The organism is Streptomyces sindenensis, from assembly GCF_014649035.1.
GTDB lineage: Bacteria > Actinomycetota > Actinomycetes > Streptomycetales > Streptomycetaceae > Streptomyces > Streptomyces sindenensis.
In genome coordinates this window covers 114138-133550 of sequence record NZ_BMSG01000020.1, presented here as the reverse complement: position 1 = coordinate 133550, position 19413 = coordinate 114138, and the positions used below count along the sequence as shown (strand labels likewise).

The following is a 19413-nucleotide window of genomic DNA, read 5'->3' as shown; positions in this document are numbered from 1 at the left end:
CAGGTCCTTCAGCAGCTCGACGACGACTGACCGTCGGCCCCATTCTGAAACGATCAGTAAGTCGACGCATCGGTCGACGCCTTCGAGGGGAGCCGTTCATGACCACGGCGAAAGACCTGTTCATCATCTCGGTGGATCCCGCGCTGGAGCGCCCCGTGGGGCAGGGTGATCTGTCGCTCGCCCTCGCCGGCGCCGAACTGCTCGACCTGCTCGACGCGGGGACCGTCACCGTGGACGGCGACCTCGTCGTACCGGGCGGGTCTTCGGTGCCGGACGACCGACTGCTCGCCGCGGCCGCCGCGGGGATCACCCGGCAGCCGCCCCACGAGCGGATCGAGGACTGGCTGTGGCGCCGGGGCCGGGACCTCGCGGCCGCCTACCAGGACGCGCTGGAGGAGGACGGCGAGCTCAGGCAGAAGCGGAGCGGCCTGCTGCCGTTCGGCCCGAAGGAGGTGGAGCCGGTGGACACACCCGCCCGGCACCGGGCCGTGGCCCGCCTGGAGGAGGGGGACCCCGTCCTCGCCTCCCTCGCGTCGGCCGTGGGCCTCGACGGCGAGCGGTCCGACGACGAACCCCGCCCCGGCGACGAGACGGTGACCACCGTGATCGCCACCGTCCATGAAGCGGTGATGGAGCTGGAGGCCGTACGGCAGCGGCGGACCATCGAGAACACCGCCTTCGCCAACGTCTGGCGTGGCCCCTGAGCCGGCACCCGGCCTCCTCCGGTTTGACCTTGACACGGTGACAAGCTCTTCACTGTCGGCCGAGGAGGTGGTCTCGATGACGGTCACGGGACACGGCACGGATGAGGTGCGAGCGCTCCGGGCGCTGCGGGACGAGCGTTCGTCGGTGCGGCTGAGCGCCGCTCTGGCGATCGGCTCGACGCCGGACCCGCGCTTCGTCGGCCCGTTGGTCGAGCGGTGCGCGGTCGAACCGGAGTTCCTCGTCCGCGACATGCTGACGTGGGCGCTCACCCGCCACCCGGTCGCCGACACGCTGCCCGTGCTGCTCGGGGAGGTCCGCTCGGAGCGGCCGCAGGCGCGGAGCCAGGCTCTGCACACCCTGTCCAAGGTCGGGGACCCGCGGGCGTGGCCCGCGATCACCCGGGCGCTCCTGACGGACGGCGACGAGGAGGTGGCACGGGCTGCCTGGCGGACGGCCGTCGTGCTCGTACCGGAAGAGGAGGAGGCCGCGTTGGCCACGGTGCTGGTGACGCAGCTCGGGCGCGGTGGGCAGGAGACACAGCTGAGCCTCAGCCGGGCGCTGATCGGTCTGGGGAGCGCGATGATGCCGGCCCTGGACATCGCGCGGCGTTCCACCGACCCGGACGTGCGCGCGCACGCGCTCGCCACGGAGAGGCTGCGGAGCGATCCGGACACCGGGTTCGCCTTCGCCCTGGAGGAGGCGAAGCGCGTGGTGGCCCTGGGCGGCGCACGCGGCAACAGCGAAGGAGTGTCGTGACGCGTGTTGATCGGTGAGGTCGCCCGGCGGTCCGGGGTCAGTGCCCGCATGCTCCGGCACTACGAGTCGCTCGGTCTGGTGCGGCCCTCGGGCCGCACCGGGTCCGGCTACCGGGAGTATTCCGGTGAGGACGTCCGGCGCGTCTTCCATATCGAGAGCCTGCGGGCGGTTGGGCTGTCGCTGCGGGAGATCGGGCGCGCGCTCGACGACCCCGGCTTCACGCCCTCGGCGCTCGTCGACGACCTCATCCTCCGGACGCGCGAACGCATCGCCGCCGAGACCGAGTTGCTCACCCGGCTGCGGCGCGTCCGCGCGGCGGACCCGGCCGCCTGGGAGGACGTCCTCCAGGTCCTGGCGCTCCTGCGAGCCCTCGGGTCCACGAGTGCCGGTACCCGCCAGCGCGCTGCCCTCGCCTCGGTCGACGGGGTTCCGGTGGAGGCGCTGGCCCAGGCGGCGCTCGGCGAGGGCGACCCGTACGTCGCCGGGGCCCTGCGATGGGCCCTGTCCCGATCGGGCGGCGGCGGCGCGGCGCTGCTGGCCAAGGGGCTCTCCTCCCCCGTCGCGGCGGTACGGGACCGTGCCGTCCGCTCCCTCGCCGAGCTGCCCGGCCGCGAGGCCGCCGCGCTGCTCCGGGACGCCCTGGCAAGCCCCGACCCCGTGGTCCGGGGCCGGGCGGCGCTGGCGCTCGGGGCCCAGGGTGAGGCCGCCGCGATCCCGGTGCTCGTCGACATGATCATCGCCGGAAGCAACGACACGGACGCGGCCGACGCGCTGAGCGTGCTGGCCGACGACGACGCGGCCGCGGACCGGATCGCGTCCCTCCTCGTCGGCCGCATCGGCGACGGGACCAGCGGGCCGCCCGCACGCGGGCGGCTGACCCAGGCCCTGGCCGGCATCCCGGGCCCCACGGCCTCACGTGCCCTCGCGGGGCTGCTGGGCGACGGCGACCCGGCCGTCGCGCTGACCGCCGCCTACCTCCTCCGGTTGCGCGGGGACGGGTGAGGCACCCCGGGCCGGCCGGTCCAGGAGCAGCGGAATCACCAGGGCGGGCAGCAGCCAGAGGAACACGATGAGGCGGAAACCGTAGAGCTGGCCCAGGTTCGGATGGCCGGCCTGGTTGAGGAGGCCCGCCGCACCCGCCGCCAGAGCGATGGGCAGCATCACCGAGCGCCGCTTCAGCAGCGCCCAGGCCGAGAGCGCGAGCAGGACGGGGAGGACGGGGGAGGCGGCCTGGCGGCGCAGCCACGCCGACCAGAAGACACCCTCCTGTACGAAGAACTCGGGCCAGGGGTTGGGCAGATCGGGGCGCTGGTAGTGGTGGGTCAGCAGATCCTGGGCGCTGTCCTCGCCCATCGGCCACCCCAGCAGATGCGCCCCGGCGTAGCTGCACACCGTCAGGCCGGCGCAGAGTCCGGCCGCCCGGAGTACGGGCGTGAACTGCCGCTGCTTCAGGCGGAGCCACCCGGCCCAGAGGGAGAGGACTCCCGCGAGAGCGGCCGCCAGCAGCAGTGCCTGCGAGTAGCGGACGAGGAACATCAGGGCGAAGCCGCCCGCGACGAGCGCCGCGCCCGTACGGGGCCGGTCCCGCAGCAGCAGGACACAGCCGAGGACGACCGCCGTACCCAGCGCCAGGGCGAGGCCGTCGCTCAGGGGGTTCATCGCGACGGTGCCGGTGGGCAGGGCGAGGTACAGGGCCTGCCCGGCAAGAGCCGCGCGCCGGGAGGCGCCCGACGCGCGGAGGGCGAGCAGGACGCAGACGCTGCCGGCCAGGGCGATGACCAGCCCCGCCAGCCAAAGGCCCCACGTCGCGCCGAAAACGGCGATGAAGGGGACCAGGAACAGCGGATAGCCGGGCCTGGCCTCGAAGATGGCCATGAACCGCTGGTTGGCGAAGGGCGCGGTCATCCCCTCCGTGTTGCCGTGGCGGGTCCAGTACGCGACCGAGTCGTTCAGCCGGCGTACGCACTGCTCCTCCGACTCCCCCACGGCCCTCCTGTTGGTCCAGGGGACGGGGCTCAGGGACGCGTGCTGCCCGCTGGCGCACGCGTAGGCGATGGCCCCCCGGCCCGCCTCCTCGCGGCTCTCGCCGCTGAGGCTCAGGGCGTAGGAGAGGTAGTTCTTCGTGTCGGGCGAGGCCCGTCCGGTGACCGCCGTCAGCTGGAGTGCGGTGAAGGCGAGGGCGATGAGCAGCATCCCGACGAGGCCAAGGCGCTGGGTCCTGCGGATGTTCGGCATCGGTCGGGCGCTCCCCTGCATACGGCGGTTGCCTCATCAACGAGAGAACCGGCGCGGGGTGGCGTTCCGGAGCGGAGTGGTGTGCGGGGCGGGCTCCGCCGAGTGGTGTGCGGGGCAGGCTCCGCCGAGTGGTGTGCGGGGCAGGCTCCGGAGCAGGGCGCGTTTCCGGGGCCCGGCGCGTACCGGTCCCGGCGTGCCCGGCGTCCTGGCAGGCTCGGCGTGCCCGCTACCGGCCGCGCGGCTTTCCGCGCTTGCCGCTCTGGCCGCCGGCCCGGCCGCCCGACGAGGGCTTCCTGCCCGCCGCGGGCTTGTGCCGGGCGCCGCCGCCCGTACCGGCCCGCTTGCCCTTCGCCTTCTCCTTGGCCTTGGCCGTGGGGTGCTGCGGGGTGGTCGCGCGGCCCCGGGTGCTGTTCACCGTGCGGCCCCGGACGATCCCGATGAACTCCTCCACCAGGTCGGGGGCTTCGTCCGCCTGGGGCCACGAGAGGGCGACGCGTGACTCGGGGGTCTCCGGGACCGGGCGGTAGGTGAGGTCCTTGCGGTGGTGCAGCCTGGCCAGGGACTGCGGGACGAGAAGGACGCCCACGCCCGCCGCGACCAGTTCGATCGCGTCCGCCGTGGTGGCCGGGCGTTCGACGGCGGGGCGGCCCGGCAGGGTCTCCCAGCCGAGGACGTCGTCCAGGGGGTGCAGCACGACCTCGTCGGCCAGCTCGGCGAGCGACACCTCTTCGGCGGCGGTCGCCACGTGGTCCTTGGGGATCACCACGACGGTCGTCTCGGTGTAGAGGGGGATCGCGGCCAGGACGTCCCGGTCGACCGGCAGGCGTACGAGACCGGCGTCCGCGCCGCCGTCCGCCAGCAGTCCGGGGGCGTCGGCGGCGGTCGCCTGAACGAGCTCCAGGGGGGTGTCGGGCAGCCGCTCGTGCCAGACCCTCACCCACTTGGTGGGCGTCACGCCGGGGACGTAAGCGAGCCGGAAGGATGAGGGGATGTCCGAGCCTGTCACGGAACCAGGCTACCGGTCGGTGGTCGGAGGCATGTCCCACGGTCGATACCCTGGACCCATGACGTCGCACAAGACCGCCCAGACCATGAAGCCCGCCACGGCGGCGAAGAAGCTGGGTGTGTACCTCCAGGCCACGCCCGCCGAGTTCCAGGAGGGTGCCGTCTCCCGCACCGAGCTCAACGCCCTCCAGACCGACCCGCCCGCCTGGCTGGTGGAACTGCGTCGCACCGGCCCGCACCCCCGCCCGGTCGTCGCCGCCAAGCTCGGCGTCTCGATCGCGGGGCTGGCCCGCGGCGGGGTCACCGAGCCGCTCACCACCGAGCAGATCGACGCGCTGAAGGACGAGATGCCCGAGTGGCTCCAGAAGGAGCGCGCCACGCAGGCCGAGGTGCGCAAGGAGAGCGCTCGCATCAAGGAGCGCAACGCCGAGCGGGCCGCGCGGTCCGGCGATCAGCAGTAGGTCCTTTTCCCGGCCGGCCGTCACGGCCCACGGGACTCCCGCTCGCGCGTCACGGCCCCGGCTCTCGCCCGTCAGGGCCTGCGGCCCCGCCCTCGCGGAAACTCGCCGAGGCTCACCGCACGGTGAATCGTCCCGGCCAGTTCACGCGGATCCTCGGTGAAGGTGTCCACCCGGATCTTCCGCCCGTCGCGCAGCTCGATGGCGTAGCCGAAGCCCATCCCCCGGGCCTCGGCCAGCGGGCGTCCGTCCCCGGCCGAGGCGGACCCGATCCGTTCGATGTCCGCCCAGGGGATCAGCGTGGCGGTGCCCGCGACCCGGTGGGTCAGCCCGCGCTCATGGACGTCGAAGCACTGTTCGCGGGTGCGGAGGGCCTGCGTCAGGCGCCAGATCCCGAGTCCGAGACCGGCCAGCCCGACCCCGAGGAGCAGGCCCGCCAGTTGGGGCGCGCCGTCGGTGGTTCCGATCGAAGCGATGGTCACCGGCACGCCGAAGGCGAGGCCGACGACGCCGGTGACCAGCAGGATCCCGGCCAGTCGTAGCCGTCTGCCGCCGTCGGTGCGGTGTTCGCGGACGAATCCGCCGAGCTCCCGTGCGGCTTCGGTGCGTCGCATCCCCGTTCCCCCCGTCGTGGACACCTCAAATTCTGCCCGATCCCGGGGGCCGGCACCACGGAAACGGCCGGACCCACGCCACGGGCCCGTGGCCGGTCCGCCCCGCCGACGCGTACGTCGGTGGCGCGGCCCCTGCCACGGGCCCGTCGGGTACCGGTCCGGTCGTCGGGTACCGGTTCGGTCAGAGAACGCCGGACTTGGCGATGGTGACCTTGGCGCTGGTGCGGCCGCTGCCGGAGCCGAGCGCCTCGATCTTGCGGACGAGCTTCATGCTGTCCTCGTCGGCGACCTCGCCGAAGACCACGTGCTTGCCGTCCAGCCACGGGGTGAGCACCGTGGTGATGAAGAACTGCGAACCGTTGGTGTTCGGGCCGGCGTTGGCCATCGAGAGCAGGCCGACACGGTCGTGCTTGAGCTTGAAGTTCTCGTCGGCGAACTTCTCGCCGTAGATGCTCTTGCCGCCGGTGCCGTCGCCGCGGGTGAAGTCACCGCCCTGGAGCATGAAGTCCGTGATGACGCGGTGGAAGGACGAGCCGGCGTAGCCGAAGCCCTTCTCGCCGGTGGCGAGCGCGCGGAAGTTCTCCGTCGTCTTGGGGACGACGTCGTCGAACAGGTTGAACGTGATCCGCCCTGCGGGGGCGTCGTCGATGGTGATGTCGAAGTAGACCTTGGTTGTCATGGTGACATCCTCACATTCCTGGCAACCGCAGGTGAAACCCGGGTTGGGTCGGCATGCTGGAAGCCTGGATTCCGCTCACCCCGCGGCGGCTCCCCGACGGGCCGCGTAGACGGCGTTCACCAGGGCCGTCTTGCGCGGGTCGTCGGCGAGCCGGGAGCCCATCCGGTTCATGACGTATCCGAGGGAGATGGCGGCATCCGGGTCGGCCAGGCCGCAGGAACCGCCCGCGCCGTCGTGACCGAGCGCCCTCGGGTCGGGGCCGTAGGAACGGTTCGCGCCGCTCAGCCAGAAGCCGAGGGCGATCTCCGTCTCGTGCCGGAAGCCGTCGCCGAGGACCAGGTCGCGGCAGGCCCCCTGCCCTTCGCCGGCGCGGGCGGCCGCCTTCTCGGAGAGGATCCGGTGGCCGTCGAGGCTGCCCCGTCCGGCCAGGATCCCGTAGAGCGCGGCGACCGCCCGGGCGGTGCCGTGGCCGTTGGCGGCGGGAATCTCCGCTCCGCGCCAGGCGGGCGTGTTGGCGACGGCCCGGCCGGTGGGCGGGTTGAGCAGGGAGGCGACGGCCACCGGTGTCATCCGGTCCAGGAGGGCCGCCTGGGCGGCCCGGTCGGGCCGTTCCTGGACGAGTTCGGCGAGCCGGTGGGTCTCGCTCTCCGGGAGGCCGAAGGTGAAGTCGATGCCCAGCGGCCCGGTGATCTCCTGCCGGAGAAACGCCCCGGGCCGCAGTCCGGTGATCCGGCGGACCACTTCGCCGACGAGGAATCCGTAACTGATCGCGTGGTAGCCGGAGCGGGTTCCCGGCTCCCACCAGGGGGCGGTGGCGGCGAGCCGGGCGCAGGCCGTCTCCCAGTCATAGAGCTCCTCCAGGGTGAGCGGGGTGTCCGGCCCGGCCACTCCGGAGCGGTGCGAGAGGAGGTGGCGTACGAGCACGGATTCCTTGCCGTGCGCGGCGAACTCCGGCCAGTAGTCGGCGACCGGGGCGTCGAGGTCGAGCAGCCCGCGGTCGGCCAGGACGTGGGCGCAGAGCGCGGTCGGGCCCTTGCCGGTGGACCAGACGTTGACCAGGGTGCCCCGTTCCCAGGGGCGGGTGCGGGCCGCGTCGGCCCAGCCGCCCCAGAGATCCACCACCGGCGCTCCGTCGACCAGGACGGTCACGGCCGCGCCCAGTTCGCCGCGCTCGGTGAAGTTCTCCTCGAAGGCGTCCCGGACCCCGGCGAACCGGTCGTCGCAGTGGCCGTGGATCTGCGTCACGGGGCCTCCCTCGTCGCGGGCGCGGGTCCGGCGGCGGAACCGGTCGCCCCCACGCAACATACCGACTGGTCGGACCGGAGGGAAGGGCCGGTGGCCGGGGAACGGCGAAGGCCCCGGCCGCCGCCGCCCGGATCAGCGGATGCCCGCCTCCAGGCTCAGGCTCCAGCGGCCCGGCAGGCCGGTCAGGGTGATGGTGGACAGGGGGCGGACGTCGACGTTCCAGTACGTGGCGGGCGGGGCGTTCAGGGCGTAGACGAGGGCCGCCCGGATCACGGCGGGTTCGGCGACCGCGACGACGAGGGCGTCGTCGGCGGGGCGGGTGTCCAGCCAGCCGCCCACGCGCCCGATGAAGCCGAGCATCGACTCGCCGCCGTGCGGGGCGCTGCGCGGGTCGGCGAGCCAGCAGTCCACGGCGGCCGGTTCCCGGGCGGTGACCTCACCCAGGGTCAGGCCCCGCCAGCGGCCCATCTCCCAGTCGCGCAGGGCCGGTTGGGCCATCGGAGCGAAGCCGAGGGCGTCGCCGGTGGCCCGGCTGCGCGGGGTGGGCGAGCAGTAGCGCAGTTCGGCGGCGCCGAGCGGGACGAGCGCGTGGGCGACGAGCCGCACCTCGTGCCAGCCGGCCTGGTCGAGCGGCCGGTCGTCGTCAAAGCGTTCGGCCAGCCGGGAGGAACCGCGCGCGGCTGCGACCAGGGAGACCCGAAGCGTCATGGCGGGATCGTGGTGCCGAACGCGTGTTTGGTCAATAGGGCGCGCCCGCCCGGACGCCGCGTCAGCCGCCCAGGAGGCCGTCGAAGGCGGTACGGAGGCGGCGGACGCCCTCCGCGATCTCGGCCGCTCCGGAGACCGCGGCGAAGCTCAGGCGGACGTGTCCGGCCGGGGGTTCGGCGCAGAAGTAGGGCCGGCCGGGAGCGATGGCGACCGAGGCGCGCAGGGCGGCCGAGACGAGGGCCGGTTCGTCGGCGCCGTCCCCCGCGCCGCCGGGGAGCCGGAGCCAGAGGCTGCCGCCGCCCGCCGGGAGGTGGGGCAGCACGAGTTCCGGCAGCTCGCCGCCGAGGGCGGTGGCCAGGGCCGTACGGCGGTGGCGCAGTTCGGTGGCGACGGCGGCCAGGTGACGGCCCCAGGAGGGGGAGCCGACGAGTTCCAGCGCGGCTTCCTGGAGCGGCCGGGGCACGAAGAAGCTGTCGACGACCTGGATGGCCCGCAGGCGCTCCAGCACCGGGCCACGGGCGGCCAGCGCGCCGACCCGGAGGCTGGGCGAGGTGACCTTGGTCAGCGAGCAGACGTGGACGACGGTCCCGTCGGGGTCGTCGGCGGCCAGCGGCGCGGGGAGCGGCCCCGAGTCGTCGTGGACGAGCCGGCGGGCGAAGTCGTCCTCGACCACGAACGCCCCGGCCGCCCGGGCGATGGCCAGGATCTCGGGCCGGCGGGCGGGCGCGAGGGTGGCCCCGGTGGGGTTCTGGAAGAGCGGCTGGATGACGAGGACCCGGGCGCCGGTGGCCCGGAACGCGTCGGCGAGCAGTTCGGGGCGCACCCCGTCGGCGTCCATCGGCACGGGGACGGGGCGCAGTCCGGTGGCGCGGGCGGCGGCGAGCATCCCGGGGTAGGTCGGCGACTCCACGAGGACGGGCGCGCCGGGCGGGGCGAGGGCGCGCAGGGCGGTGGCCAGGGCGCTCTGGCCGCCCGCGGTGATCAGGACGTCGGCGGCGCTGACGGTGGGGCCGATCTCGCGGGCGAACCAGGACCGCAGCTCGGGCAGTCCGTCCGTCGGGGGGCGGCCCCAGGCGCCCGGCCTGCGGCCCGCGCGGGCCAGGGCCGCGGAGAGCGCCCGTTCGGGCTGGAGCGAGGCGTGGAGATAGCCGCCGTTGAGCTCGATGACGCCGGGCGGTGGAGCGGCGAGGGTGACCAGCACCCCGGAGGCGTCGACCGTACGCGGCACGACCTCGGGTCCGCCGTCGCCGCTCAACGACACCTCCTGCCAGGACGTGTCGCCCGGGGCGGGCAGTGCCGCGCGGGGCTCCGCCCGGAACGCGCCGGAGCCGGGGCGGGTGGTGACGAGCCCCTCGGCGGCGAGCTGGGCGATGGCGCGGGAGACGGTGACGGGGCTGACCCGGAACCGTTCGACGAGTGCCCGACTGGACGGCAGCTTTCCACCGGGAGAGTAGCGGTTGAGCTCAGCCCGCAGGGAAGTGACCAGTTCGGCGACGCTGCTACGCTCTTGCATGAGAGCAGAGAATAGCGCTACCCCGTCTTCAGCGATAGCGGTCGCCGATCCGGCGGTCACCCCGCGCCCCTCATCGACGGCCGCTTCCTCGGCCGCTCCTCCGGCCGCTGCCTCGGGAACCTCTTCGGCCGGCCGGAGCGGCACCGTGCTCGCCGGGCTCGGCGTCGTGGCGTTCTCGCTCACCTTCCCGGCCACGGCCTGGGGTCTGGAGAGCTTCGGCCCCTGGTCCCTGGTGGCGCTGCGCAGCGTGCTGGCCGCCTTGGTCGCGGGCGGGGTGCTGCTGGCCGCCCGCGTGCCGCCGCCCGCGCGCCGCCACTGGGCCGGGCTCGCGGTGGTCGGGGGCGGGGTGGTGGTGGGCTTCCCGCTGCTGACGACGCTGGCCCTCCAGACCTCCACCACCTCGCACGCGGCCGTGGTGGTGGGGCTGCTGCCGCTGACCACGGCGGTACTGGGATCCCTCCGCACCGGCGAGCGGCCCTCACGCGTGTTCTGGATCGCGGCCCTCGCCGGGGCGGCCGTGGTGATCGCCTTCACCGTGCAGCAGAGCGGCGGCGCCCTGACAACCGGCGATCTGTATCTGTTCGGCGCACTGCTGGTCTGCGCGGCCGGGTACACCGAGGGCGGCCGGCTGGCCCGGGTGATGCCGGGGTGGCAGGTGATCGGCTGGGCGCTGGTCCTGTGCCTGCCGCTCGCGGTGGCGGGCAGTCTGGTGGCCCTGCCGCTCGAACCCGTGCACCTGAACGCCCACGGCGTCCTCGGCCTCGTCTGGGTCGCCGCCGGATCGACCTTCCTCGGGCTGTACGTCTGGTACCGGGGGATGGCGGCGATCGGGGTGGCCCGCGCCAGTCAGCTCCAGCTCGCCCAGCCCCTGCTGACGCTCGTGTGGTCCTTCCTCCTGCTCGGCGAGGAGCTGTCGGCGGCGGCTCCGGTCGCGGCGGTGGCCGTACTCGTCTGCATCGCCGCCACCCAGCGGGCCGGGCGCCGCGCGGGGCGGGAGGCCGGGGCCGTACGGTCAGGACGGGAATCCGGGCCCACACGGTCATAGACTTGTCGATACGGACACCGTCTTCCCCTGTGAGGAGGTCGCTCCCGATGGAGGCACACACGGGCGACCGGCTGCTGATGCACGGCAGGACCGTGGGACAGCACGACCGGGTCGCCGAGATCATCGAGGTGCTCGGTGACGGGGGCGCTCCCCCGTACCGGCTCCGCTTCGACGACGGCCATGAACACCTGATGTCACCGGGTCCCGACAGCGTCGTCCAGCACATGGAGGCGCCGAAGGACGAGCGGGCGCGGTAGCAGCGCCCGGGGCCGGGACCGTGCGGAAGGGTCCCGGCCCCCGGCGTGGGCGGCTCAGCCCGAAGCCGTTCCGGACCCGGCTCAGCCCGGGAACCGGCCCCGGCGGCGGGAACGGGCGCGGCCCCGGTCCGGATAGAGCCGGACCCGGTCCTGGTAGTGGTCGGCCACCACGCGTCGCATCGCGCCGATCCGGTCGGCCATCACGCTCTTCGCGGAGAAGAAGACATGGCCGCCCGCCTCCTCGTGGTCCCGGGCGAGCGTGAGGTGGCGGGAGAGTTCCGCCGGGTCCTGCCAGGCGTCCGCCTGGGCCGGGTCGCCGGCCTTGTAGAGCGCCTCGCCCACGAACAGCTCGACGCCGGTCCCCCGCACGGTCGCGCTCCACCAGGCGAGGACCTTGGCGTAGTCGGCGGCGGTCTGGCCGATATGCCAGTAGATCTGCGGGCAGATGTAGTCGATCCAGCCCTCCTTGACCCACTTACGGGTGTCGGCGTGCAGGTCGTCGTACGTCTGCACGCCCGCCCGGGTGTCCGACCCCAGCGGATCGGTCCCCTTGTTGCGCCAGACCGCGAAGGGGCTGACGCCGAAGCGGACGTGCGGCTTGATCGCCCGGATCCGCTCCCCCGTCTCGCGCACGAGCCGGTCGATGTTGTCGCGCCGCCAGGCCGCCCGGTCGGCGAAGCCGCCGCCGTACCGCTCGAACTCCGCGTCGTCGTCGAAGGCCTGCCCGGCCACCGGATACGGATAGAAGTAGTCGTCCCAGTGCACGGCGTCGATGTCGTAGCGGCGTACGGCGTCGAGCATCGCGTCCTGGACGAAGCGGCGGACCTCCGGCAGGCCGGGGTTGTAGTAGAGCTTCCCGCCGTACGGCACGGTCCAGCCCGGGTTGAGCCGGGCCGGGTGGGAGGCGACGAGACGGGTGGGGTCCGTGTGGTTCGCCACCCGGTAGGGGTTGAACCAGGCGTGCAGCTCCAGGCTCCGGTCGTGCGCCGCGCGCACCGCCGTGCCGAGCGGATCCCAGCCCGGGTCCTTGCCCTGGGTGCCGGTGAGGCAGTCGGCCCACGGCTCGTACGGCGAGGGCCACAGGGCGTCGGCGGTCGGCCGGACCTGGAGCATCACCGTGTTGAGCCGCAGCTCCACCGCCCGGTCCAGATGGGCGAACAGCTCGGCCTCCTGCCGTACCGCGGTCAGGCCAGGCCTCGAAGGCCAGTCGATGTTGGCGACGGTGGCGATCCACATGCCGCGCACCTCGCCCGCCGCCCACGGGAGCCCACCGCCCCTCCGCCGCCCCGAGGGGGAGGCGACCGCGTCGCCGGCGGTCGTCATGGCCGCCAGCAGCCCGGCCGCGCTCAGTACGAACGCTCTTCTCGCCACACCTGTGCGCCGCATCCCGGCCCACCTCTCTCCGCCGTGTCCCGCACCCGACTCCGATGGCTCCACGTAACCGCATCATGCCCATCCGTAGCCGTCATGACCCGCGGGTCATTCGCGTCGGCATGCGGAGTAACGTCGTGGGGTCGAGGCGGGCACCGGAATCACACGGGACCCTGCGATACGGAGAACAGCGAAAGGCACGAGGTGACGGACCTTATGGCCGACATTGCACGCGTCGGAGTGGTGGGCTGTGGCCAGATGGGCGCAGGTATCGCGGAGGTGTGCGCGCGCAGCGGCCTCGAAGTGAAGGTCGCCGAGACCACCGGCGAAGCGCTGGAGATCGGCCGCACCCGTCTGCACAACTCCCTCTCGAAGGCCGCCGAACGCGGCAAGATCACGGCGGAGGAGCGGGACGAGACCCTCGGCCGGCTGACCTTCACCACCGACCTCGGGGAGTTCGCCGACCGCGATCTCGTCATCGAGGCCGTTGTGGAGAACGAGCAGGTCAAGACGGAGATCTTCCAGGTGCTCGACCAGGTGGTGACCCGGCAGGACGCGATCCTGGCGTCCAACACCTCCTCGATCCCGCTGGTGAAGCTGGCCGTCGCCACCTCACGCCCGGACCGGGTCATCGGCATCCACTTCTTCAACCCGGCACCGGTGCAGAAGCTCGTCGAGCTGATCCCGGCGCTGACCACGTCGGACGAGACGATCCAGCGCGCCGAGGCCGTGGTGCAGGACGTGCTCGGCAAGCACCCGATCCGCGCCCAGGACCGCTCCGGGTTCGTCGTGAACGCGCTGCTGATCCCGTACCTGCTCTCCGCGATCCGGATGTTCGAGTCGGGCATCGCCAGCCGCGAGGACATCGACAACGGCATGGAGATGGGCTGCGCCCACCCGATGGGTCCGCTCAAGCTGGCGGACCTGATCGGCCTGGACACCGTGGCCTCGGTCGCGGACTCGATGTACGCCGAGTACAAGGAGCCGCTGTACGCCGCTCCCCCGCTGCTCCAGCGCATGGTCGACGCGGGGCGCCTCGGCCGCAAGACCGGCTCGGGCTTCTACCCGTACGCGTGACGGCTCGTCGGCGGGCTCGGCGCTCACACTGCCGGGCCCGCAGGGGCGCGTTCTTCGAGGTCAGGGCCGCGTGCGGCCCCGAAGAGCCTCATCTGCCACTGCCGACCCGACGCCGTGCCGGAGCGCTGTATAGCGACGGCGCGGGTACACGGGCCCGAAGCCCTGGGCCTTTTCAGCGCTGTCTCAGCCTTCCCTGCTTGTACTGCGAAAACTCCCTCGGTTGTCCCTCCGACAGAGCTGAAAGTCCCTGAAAAGTCCCTGCGACTCGGACCTGGGACCTACGCACTACGAGTACGCGAGCGGCCCTGACACACCGCGCCCGGGAGTGCCGCCAGATGTTGTTTCGCCTGTTCAGAAGGCACTGGCTGGGTGCGCTCATGTTGTCCCGTGTCGGCATGTTCCAGAAGGGTCCGCGCCTCCTTCGCCCTCACTGACTGGCATCGGATGGAGACGCGGTCGCCCTGGCGTACGGGCTCAGTCAGGCAGCGCCGGGATCCTCCAGCACCACCATGACCATCACCGGAAGATCGGTGTCATGCTGGATCACACCGGCGGTCAGAATCCGGCCGCCGAGGGTCCACTTCCTCAGCTTGATGAACTCGTCCCTGTCCGCCTCCGTCACTTCGGCCTCGATGAGGTGGCCGGCAAGCGGGGACCCCTCGATCTCGGGGAGGAAGTCGGCCAGCATCTGCTCCCCCTCCTCGTAGACGGCTTCCACGTCGTCGAAGTAGCCCGACTCGTCGACGTCGCGGATCCAGACGAAAAACGAGACGCTGACCGCCCCAGCTTCGAACGACTGGATCCACCCCCCGACGCTGCCCTTGTCCCACGATGTCTCCACGCCGTCACGGATCTTGCCCCCAGGCGTCCACTCCTGAGCCGCGAACCGCGCCGCCGCAGCCTCGGCGGTCAGCGGGGTGATGCTCCTGAGCTCTTCCAGCATTGCGATCACTTCAGCCATGAACTCATTCCACTCATGCCGTTGCCGGGCACGTGATACGCCTTCAGCTGCCCGCTGGCGTAGGCCTCGGGAAAGGCCTTGGACAGCACTTCGTTCACATGCGCGGCACCCCATTCATTGGACACCATATAGCGGACTCCCTTGCCTCCCAGGTCCTCGTTGAGGGCGAGCAGCTTGTCTGCCTGCGCGACAATCCGGCTCTCGTTGTAATGCTTGAAATCGGGGTTGTACGGGGACTTCTTCCATTCACCGAGGTTGTCACCGCCGGTCCACTTCGCCTCCGTGATCCAGCCGTCCCGCGGGCCTCCGTCGACGTGGACCTCCCGGCCGTCCGGCAGGATCCATTGCTGCTCGTAGCTCTGGTCGGTGACGAGCCGCTGGTACCGGTATGACGGGCGCTCAAGCAGCTTGTCCGTCAGCCAGCCCAGGCCTTTGAACCGCGAGTACGGCGATAGCCCGAGGGGGTCGCAGACGGTGAACGGATTGTGCACATAAGCGACCGGATTCGGCGCGGGGCCGAGGCCGAGCGGGTCCGGGGAGGTGTAGCGACCGGTCTCGGGGTCGTAGTGGCGGAAGAGGTTGTAGTGGAGACCGGTCTCCGGGTCGTAGTACTGGCCGGGGAAACGTAGCGGGGTGTAGGCCGTACTGGAGCGGGCCCAAGCAGTGGTGCCCCAGAGGGTGCTTCTGGCACGCCAGGCGATCTCGCCGGACTCGTCGACCAGTTCGGTGGGCGTTCCCACGAGGTCGGTGGCTATGGCGAAGAATCGGCGGTCGATCTCCTCCTGCCGAGTGTCCGGGGTGAGGAGGCGTTCCGTCTGGGACAGCGGGACCAGGCCACAGTGGTCCCAGGTGAGGGCGACCGTGTGTGGCTGGCCCGGTGTGTGGACGGTCTGTTCGCACAGGGTCGTGCCGTCCCAGGAGAAGCGGACCTCTTCTGCGACGCTCTCGCCGTCATCGGCGAGGCGCTGTTTTGCCGTGCGGCGGCCCAAGGGGTCGTAGAGGTAGCGCCAGCGGGTGCCGTCGGGTGTGACCACGGCGGCGAGACGATCCTCCGCGTCCCATTCATAGCGCCAGGTGTCGGGCTTGCGTGACAGACGGGTTCTTTGGCGCAAGGTCACGCGGCCGAGGGCGTCGTGTTCGAAGCGGACTTTGCCGGCCCTGGTGACGGAGGTTCCGGTGTAGGAGCGGGGGCCGGTGGCGTCGTGGCCGGGGTGTGAATCGGGCCAGGAGGCCGCCGTCTGGTTGCCGGCGGCGTCGTAGGCGTAACTCTCGGTCCACCCCTCGGCGTGGACCCCGGTGACCCGTCCGGACGCGTCCAGATCGAAGGTTCGGGAGCCTGAAAGATCGTCGGTCACGGAGGTGAGGTAGCCGTCGGCGCGGTGGGCGTATTGCCGGCGGTTGAGGGCGCGGCCCCCAACAGTCAGGTGCTGCGCGCAGATCCTTCCGGCCTCGTCCCAGGCGGAGGCGAGAGTGAGGGATCCACCGAAGACGCGCTCGAGTTCCCGGCCGGCCGCGTCGTGGGTGAAGGCTATCTCGCGTCCGCCGCTGGTTATCCGGGCGGCACGGCCGGCGGCGTCGTAGCCGTACTCGGTAACCGCGCCGGTGGGGGTGATGCGGCGTGCCCGACGGCCCAGGGTGTCGTAGGAGTAGTTCATGGCGCGGCCGTCGACGAGTTCTGTCTTGGTCCGGCCACGTCGGTCGTACGCGTAGACGATCTCGCTGTCCGGTCCGGCCGCGTGCAGCAGGCGTCCGGCCCGGTCGTACGCGTAGGTGGTCACGTTGCCCGCCACGTCCTTGCGGACCGCTTGGCCGAGTTGGTCGTAGATGTAGGACACGGTCCGGCCGAGGCTGTCGGACCGGGCGGTGAGCTGCCCGGCGGCGTCGTACCGGTAGGTGAGAGTGCGGCCGTCGAAGTCGGTCTCGGAAGCGAGTCGGCCGGCGGCGTCGTACGTATAGGACCAGGTGCCGTGTGGGCCGGTGACCCGGATCAACCGCAGATCCGCGTCGTGCTCGAAGGTGTGGCGGCTGCCGTCGTGTCCGGTGCGGGTGGTGAGCAGGTCGAAGTGCGTGTACTCGAAGCGGGATATGCCGCCGGCCAGGCCGGTGTGGCTGAGGGGGTTACCCTCGCCGTCGTACGTCCACGACTCGGCGGCACCGTCCGGGGCGACACGGCGGGCGAGATTGCCGTCCTCGTCCAGGACGACCCGGGTCACGCTGCCCATCGGGTCGACGGTGCGTACGATCCGGCCCAGAGCATCGCGCTCCAGGTGGGTGGTGCCGCCGGCCGGGTCGGTCACTGCCACCGGCAGCCCAGCGGCGTCGCAGCGCACGGTGGTGGTGGCGCCGAGGGCGTCGGTGACGGTGGTCAGCCTGCCCCGGCCGTCGTAGGCGTACCGGGTGGTGGCGCCGGCCGGGTCGGTGACTGCGGTGCGGCTGCCGTGCTCGTCGAATTCCTGGAGCCAGCGGGCGCCGTCCGGCCCAAGGAATTCCGTGGATGCACCCGACGGGTCGCGCACGGTGCGTAGTTCGCTCCCGTCGGGGCGGGCGACGGCGAGCAGGCGGCCGTCCTCGTCGTGGGTGAAGGCGGTGGTGCGGCCCAGCGGATCGGTGCGGGTCAGGGTGTTGCCGCGGTTGTCGTAGGTGAAGCGGGTGGTGTGGCCGAGCGGATCGGTGGTGGCCACCACCCGACAGTGGCGATCGATCCGGTGTCGGGTCGTGTGTCCGCCGGCCGTGGTGAGGGTGGTGGTGCGAAGTCCGGTGTCCGGGTCGGGTTCGGTGTAGGTGAGGGTGATCTGGATGTGGCCGGCCTGACCGCCCTCCTCGATGACGCGGTCTCGGTCGTCGTATGTGTAGTCGTAGCGGCTGTTGTTGGAGTCGATCCAGGCGGTAACGCGGCGGCGGTCGTCGTGGACGAAGGTGGTGGTGGCGCCGGACGGTTTGACTACGGTGGTGAGGTTTCCGTCCTCGTAGCCGTAGCGCATCAGAGGCAGGTCCGCCCCGTTCTCTCCCGCTCCCGCCAGGGCCAGGGCCATGACCCGACCGTCGCTCACCGCGACAGAGACACGGCGACCGGCGGAGCAGGTCAAGGCAAGCGGGGTGCCGTTCTCGGTACGTTCCACGACCCACCAGTTGCCGTGGCGGTCCTCGACCCGGTCCAGCCAGGCATCACCGTCGCCGCCCGGTTCGCTGTCGGCGGGGGCGGTGAAGTGACAGACCAAGCCCGTGCCGGGATCGGTGACGGTGTAATCGCCGGTCACGTCACGGGCCAGCAGTGTGCGGGCGGTCCCGGACTCCGGTTCGGTCGGGGTGCCTGGGGCGGGGTGCGGATAGGCAATCAGGAGGCCGTCTGCGGTGACGTGGACGACGCCGGCAGCGTCGATCTCCAGGCGCTCGTCGACGGTGGAGGTCCAAGAGGGGCCGAGGAACCGGCCTGCCGGCAGACCGGACTCGGTGCGGCGGGTGAAGACCAGCGGCAGGGTTCCCGGCAGCACCAGGTCGGTCTGGGGCAGGAACATCCGTCCCGATGCGAGGTCGACCGGATCGGTGTTGGCGACGACGCGGCGCCCGTCGGGACGGTTGTGGGTACCGTTGGGGGCGTTGTCGAGCAGCCGACGGGCCCGGGCGGCCTTCGCCATATCCGCAGCAAGGCGGACACCCTTGGCGACGGCGCCGCCCCCGCCAGTGGCCGCGGTCAGGGCCGCGTCGGGCAGCAACCGGCCGAACCCTTCCGCGGGGTCCTTCATGAAGTCGCTGATCATCTGCTTGCCGGTGCCGACCGGGTCGTTGGCGGTGACGACCAGACCGGCGGCCAGACTGTTGAGGCTGGTGGCGTACTCAGCGGGGTGAGTGATGTTGTACGGGTCCAGCGGGTTGATCCCCCGGACGAAGTTCAGCAGCCCTGCGGTGCCCTTGATGACGCCGCCGCCGACGTGGTCGTTGATGATCTGCAGTTCCTGCAGACCGCCGGCCACCTGTTGTGCGTACGTGGGCTTCTCAGGGGCCTTGTCCCGGGCGGCGCGGACGGCGCTGCGGGCGGTCTCCGCAGCAGTGTTCCGCTGTTCGCGGGCCTGGGCGAGGAGTTCCTGCGCGTCCTGCATGATCGATTTGCCAGGGTCGTCGAACGTCGGCGCTGGGCAGGGCGGCAGAGTGCCGGGGTTGCGCTCCTCAGGGGCCTGTGCGTTGTAGCGGCTCACGGCCTTGTTGTAGTCGTCGATCCGCTTGCGGTGTCCGTCGGCCGCGCCCTGGGAGGCCTTGACGCCTTCCCTCCACATGTCGATAGCCGTCTGCGCCTGGTTCTGTGCCCAGGTGACGGTGTAGGCGAACGCCTCCAGCGCGGCAGCCGCCTTCTCGAAGGCATCGGCACCGGTGAACCACTTCGGCGGCTGGGTACTCACCGCCGTGCGCAGCGCATTGGCCGTCTCACCCTTCAGCCGCGAGGAGTCGAGGCCCTTCAGCCCGCCCCCGGCGTCGTCGAACGCCTTCTGAAAGGAGCGAAGTTGTTCCGCCGTGGCATGGAGCTTGCTGGGGCTTCCGTACACCAGCTTGGCCTTGTCCTCGGTCTGCCCGAGGTCCATTTCGTCGACATCGGCGCCCATCCGGTTCGCAACCGAGCGCGACTTCTCCCGCACCCAGTCCGAACCGGATTCCCAGCCCACATCGTCCAGCCGGTCCGCCGTCCAGTTCCCGGCGCCCTCGACCCGGTTGCCGGCCCACTCCACACCGTCCTCAACCACGTCCTCGACCGAGTCGGGCGTGATGTCCCTGATGAAATCCTCGACGCCCAT

The 19413-nt window shown here is 72.0% G+C and carries 17 protein-coding genes; 7 read left to right on the top strand and 10 right to left on the bottom strand.

What is annotated here, in order from left to right; translation table 11 throughout:
- Nucleotides 1–98: 98 nt before the first annotated feature.
- From IE145_RS21825 to IE145_RS21815, 3 genes are all read left to right on the top strand, one after another.
- A complete protein-coding gene (locus tag IE145_RS21825) occupies nucleotides 99–704 on the top strand; it encodes a GOLPH3/VPS74 family protein (RefSeq protein WP_189527144.1) in 606 nt (201 codons plus the stop codon).
- A gap of 76 nt (nucleotides 705–780) precedes the next feature.
- Complete coding sequence (locus IE145_RS21820; protein ID WP_189527148.1) at nucleotides 781–1461, top strand: HEAT repeat domain-containing protein; 681 nt, start codon at nucleotides 781–783, stop codon at nucleotides 1459–1461.
- 3 nt (nucleotides 1462–1464) lie between these two features.
- Complete coding sequence (locus IE145_RS21815; protein WP_189527143.1) at nucleotides 1465–2463, top strand: MerR family transcriptional regulator; 999 nt, start codon at nucleotides 1465–1467, stop codon at nucleotides 2461–2463.
- Here the strand turns inward: IE145_RS21815 and IE145_RS21810 are convergent.
- Together IE145_RS21810 and IE145_RS21805 are read right to left on the bottom strand one after the other, a co-directional pair.
- Nucleotides 2374–3696: a hypothetical protein gene (locus IE145_RS21810; RefSeq protein ID WP_189527142.1), complete on the bottom strand. Its 1323-nt coding sequence runs from the start codon at nucleotides 3694–3696 to the stop codon at nucleotides 2374–2376. The two genes, IE145_RS21815 and IE145_RS21810, sit on opposite strands and share 90 nt — an antisense overlap.
- A gap of 226 nt (nucleotides 3697–3922) precedes the next feature.
- Complete coding sequence (locus IE145_RS21805; protein WP_189527141.1) at nucleotides 3923–4702, bottom strand: LysR family substrate-binding domain-containing protein; 780 nt, start codon at nucleotides 4700–4702, stop codon at nucleotides 3923–3925.
- A gap of 58 nt (nucleotides 4703–4760) precedes the next feature.
- On the opposite strand from IE145_RS21805, the gene IE145_RS21800 reads away from it, so the two are divergent.
- The gene (locus tag IE145_RS21800) at nucleotides 4761–5162 is read left to right on the top strand and encodes a DUF5997 family protein (protein WP_189527140.1); all 402 of its coding nucleotides are present in this window, start codon (nucleotides 4761–4763) and stop codon (nucleotides 5160–5162) included.
- 71 nt (nucleotides 5163–5233) lie between these two features.
- On the opposite strand, the gene IE145_RS21795 is transcribed toward IE145_RS21800, so the two are convergent.
- From IE145_RS21795 to IE145_RS21775, 5 genes are all read right to left on the bottom strand, one after another.
- The gene (locus IE145_RS21795; protein ID WP_189527139.1) at nucleotides 5234–5773 is read right to left on the bottom strand and encodes a hypothetical protein; all 540 of its coding nucleotides are present in this window, start codon (nucleotides 5771–5773) and stop codon (nucleotides 5234–5236) included.
- A gap of 181 nt (nucleotides 5774–5954) precedes the next feature.
- The gene (locus IE145_RS21790; RefSeq protein ID WP_189527138.1) at nucleotides 5955–6452 is read right to left on the bottom strand and encodes a peptidylprolyl isomerase; all 498 of its coding nucleotides are present in this window, start codon (nucleotides 6450–6452) and stop codon (nucleotides 5955–5957) included.
- A gap of 75 nt (nucleotides 6453–6527) precedes the next feature.
- Nucleotides 6528–7697: a serine hydrolase domain-containing protein gene (locus tag IE145_RS21785; RefSeq protein ID WP_189527137.1), complete on the bottom strand. Its 1170-nt coding sequence runs from the start codon at nucleotides 7695–7697 to the stop codon at nucleotides 6528–6530.
- 132 nt (nucleotides 7698–7829) lie between these two features.
- Nucleotides 7830–8405 (bottom strand): histidine phosphatase family protein, encoded by a 576-nt coding sequence (locus tag IE145_RS21780; RefSeq protein WP_189527136.1) that lies wholly within the window; start codon nucleotides 8403–8405, stop codon nucleotides 7830–7832.
- A gap of 61 nt (nucleotides 8406–8466) precedes the next feature.
- Complete coding sequence (locus IE145_RS21775) at nucleotides 8467–10062, bottom strand: aminotransferase-like domain-containing protein (protein ID WP_373296618.1); 1596 nt, start codon at nucleotides 10060–10062, stop codon at nucleotides 8467–8469.
- A 1-nt stretch (nucleotide 10063) separates the two neighbouring features.
- On the opposite strand from IE145_RS21775, the gene IE145_RS21770 reads away from it, so the two are divergent.
- Nucleotides 10064–10963: a DMT family transporter gene (locus tag IE145_RS21770; protein WP_373296616.1), complete on the top strand. Its 900-nt coding sequence runs from the start codon at nucleotides 10064–10066 to the stop codon at nucleotides 10961–10963.
- A 47-nt stretch (nucleotides 10964–11010) separates the two neighbouring features.
- Nucleotides 11011–11220, top strand: a complete 210-nt coding sequence (locus IE145_RS21765; RefSeq protein ID WP_069739834.1) for a DUF1918 domain-containing protein — start codon at nucleotides 11011–11013, stop codon at nucleotides 11218–11220.
- Between the two features lie 81 nt (nucleotides 11221–11301).
- Here IE145_RS21765 and IE145_RS21760 read toward each other — a convergent pair whose 3' ends face one another.
- Nucleotides 11302–12606 carry a glycoside hydrolase family 10-like protein gene (locus IE145_RS21760; protein WP_189527133.1) on the bottom strand — a complete coding sequence of 435 codons (1305 nt, stop codon included), beginning with the start codon at nucleotides 12604–12606 and terminating at the stop codon, nucleotides 11302–11304.
- A gap of 201 nt (nucleotides 12607–12807) precedes the next feature.
- Here IE145_RS21760 and IE145_RS21755 point away from each other — a divergent pair, with 201 nt between their 5' ends.
- Nucleotides 12808–13668, top strand: coding sequence for a 3-hydroxybutyryl-CoA dehydrogenase (locus IE145_RS21755; protein ID WP_189527132.1), 861 nt, complete (start codon nucleotides 12808–12810; stop codon nucleotides 13666–13668).
- 478 nt (nucleotides 13669–14146) lie between these two features.
- Here IE145_RS21755 and IE145_RS21750 read toward each other — a convergent pair whose 3' ends face one another.
- The gene (locus IE145_RS21750) at nucleotides 14147–14629 is read right to left on the bottom strand and encodes a hypothetical protein (RefSeq protein WP_007457545.1); all 483 of its coding nucleotides are present in this window, start codon (nucleotides 14627–14629) and stop codon (nucleotides 14147–14149) included.
- Nucleotides 14617–19413, bottom strand: coding sequence for a putative T7SS-secreted protein (locus tag IE145_RS21745; protein WP_189527131.1), 4797 nt, complete (start codon nucleotides 19411–19413; stop codon nucleotides 14617–14619). Before IE145_RS21745 ends, IE145_RS21750 begins: the two co-directional genes overlap by 13 nt.

Excerpts from the sequence above, each read along its gene's own strand:
- IE145_RS21825 (WP_189527144.1), top strand. The coding sequence starts at position 99 with ATGACCACGGCGAAAGACCTGTTCATCATCTCGGTGGATCCCGCGCTG.
- IE145_RS21820 (WP_189527148.1), top strand. The coding sequence starts at position 781 with ATGACGGTCACGGGACACGGCACGGATGAGGTGCGAGCGCTCCGGGCG.
- IE145_RS21810 (WP_189527142.1), bottom strand. The coding sequence starts at position 3,696 with ATGCCGAACATCCGCAGGACCCAGCGCCTTGGCCTCGTCGGGATGCTG.
- IE145_RS21800 (WP_189527140.1), top strand. The coding sequence starts at position 4,761 with ATGACGTCGCACAAGACCGCCCAGACCATGAAGCCCGCCACGGCGGCG.
- IE145_RS21795 (WP_189527139.1), bottom strand. The coding sequence starts at position 5,773 with ATGCGACGCACCGAAGCCGCACGGGAGCTCGGCGGATTCGTCCGCGAA.
- IE145_RS21790 (WP_189527138.1), bottom strand. The coding sequence starts at position 6,452 with ATGACAACCAAGGTCTACTTCGACATCACCATCGACGACGCCCCCGCA.
- IE145_RS21780 (WP_189527136.1), bottom strand. The coding sequence starts at position 8,405 with ATGACGCTTCGGGTCTCCCTGGTCGCAGCCGCGCGCGGTTCCTCCCGG.
- IE145_RS21765 (WP_069739834.1), top strand. The coding sequence starts at position 11,011 with ATGGAGGCACACACGGGCGACCGGCTGCTGATGCACGGCAGGACCGTG.
- IE145_RS21760 (WP_189527133.1), bottom strand. The coding sequence starts at position 12,606 with ATGCGGCGCACAGGTGTGGCGAGAAGAGCGTTCGTACTGAGCGCGGCC.
- IE145_RS21755 (WP_189527132.1), top strand. The coding sequence starts at position 12,808 with ATGGCCGACATTGCACGCGTCGGAGTGGTGGGCTGTGGCCAGATGGGC.
- IE145_RS21750 (WP_007457545.1), bottom strand. The coding sequence starts at position 14,629 with ATGGCTGAAGTGATCGCAATGCTGGAAGAGCTCAGGAGCATCACCCCG.
- IE145_RS21745 (WP_189527131.1), bottom strand. The coding sequence starts at position 19,413 with ATGGGCGTCGAGGATTTCATCAGGGACATCACGCCCGACTCGGTCGAG.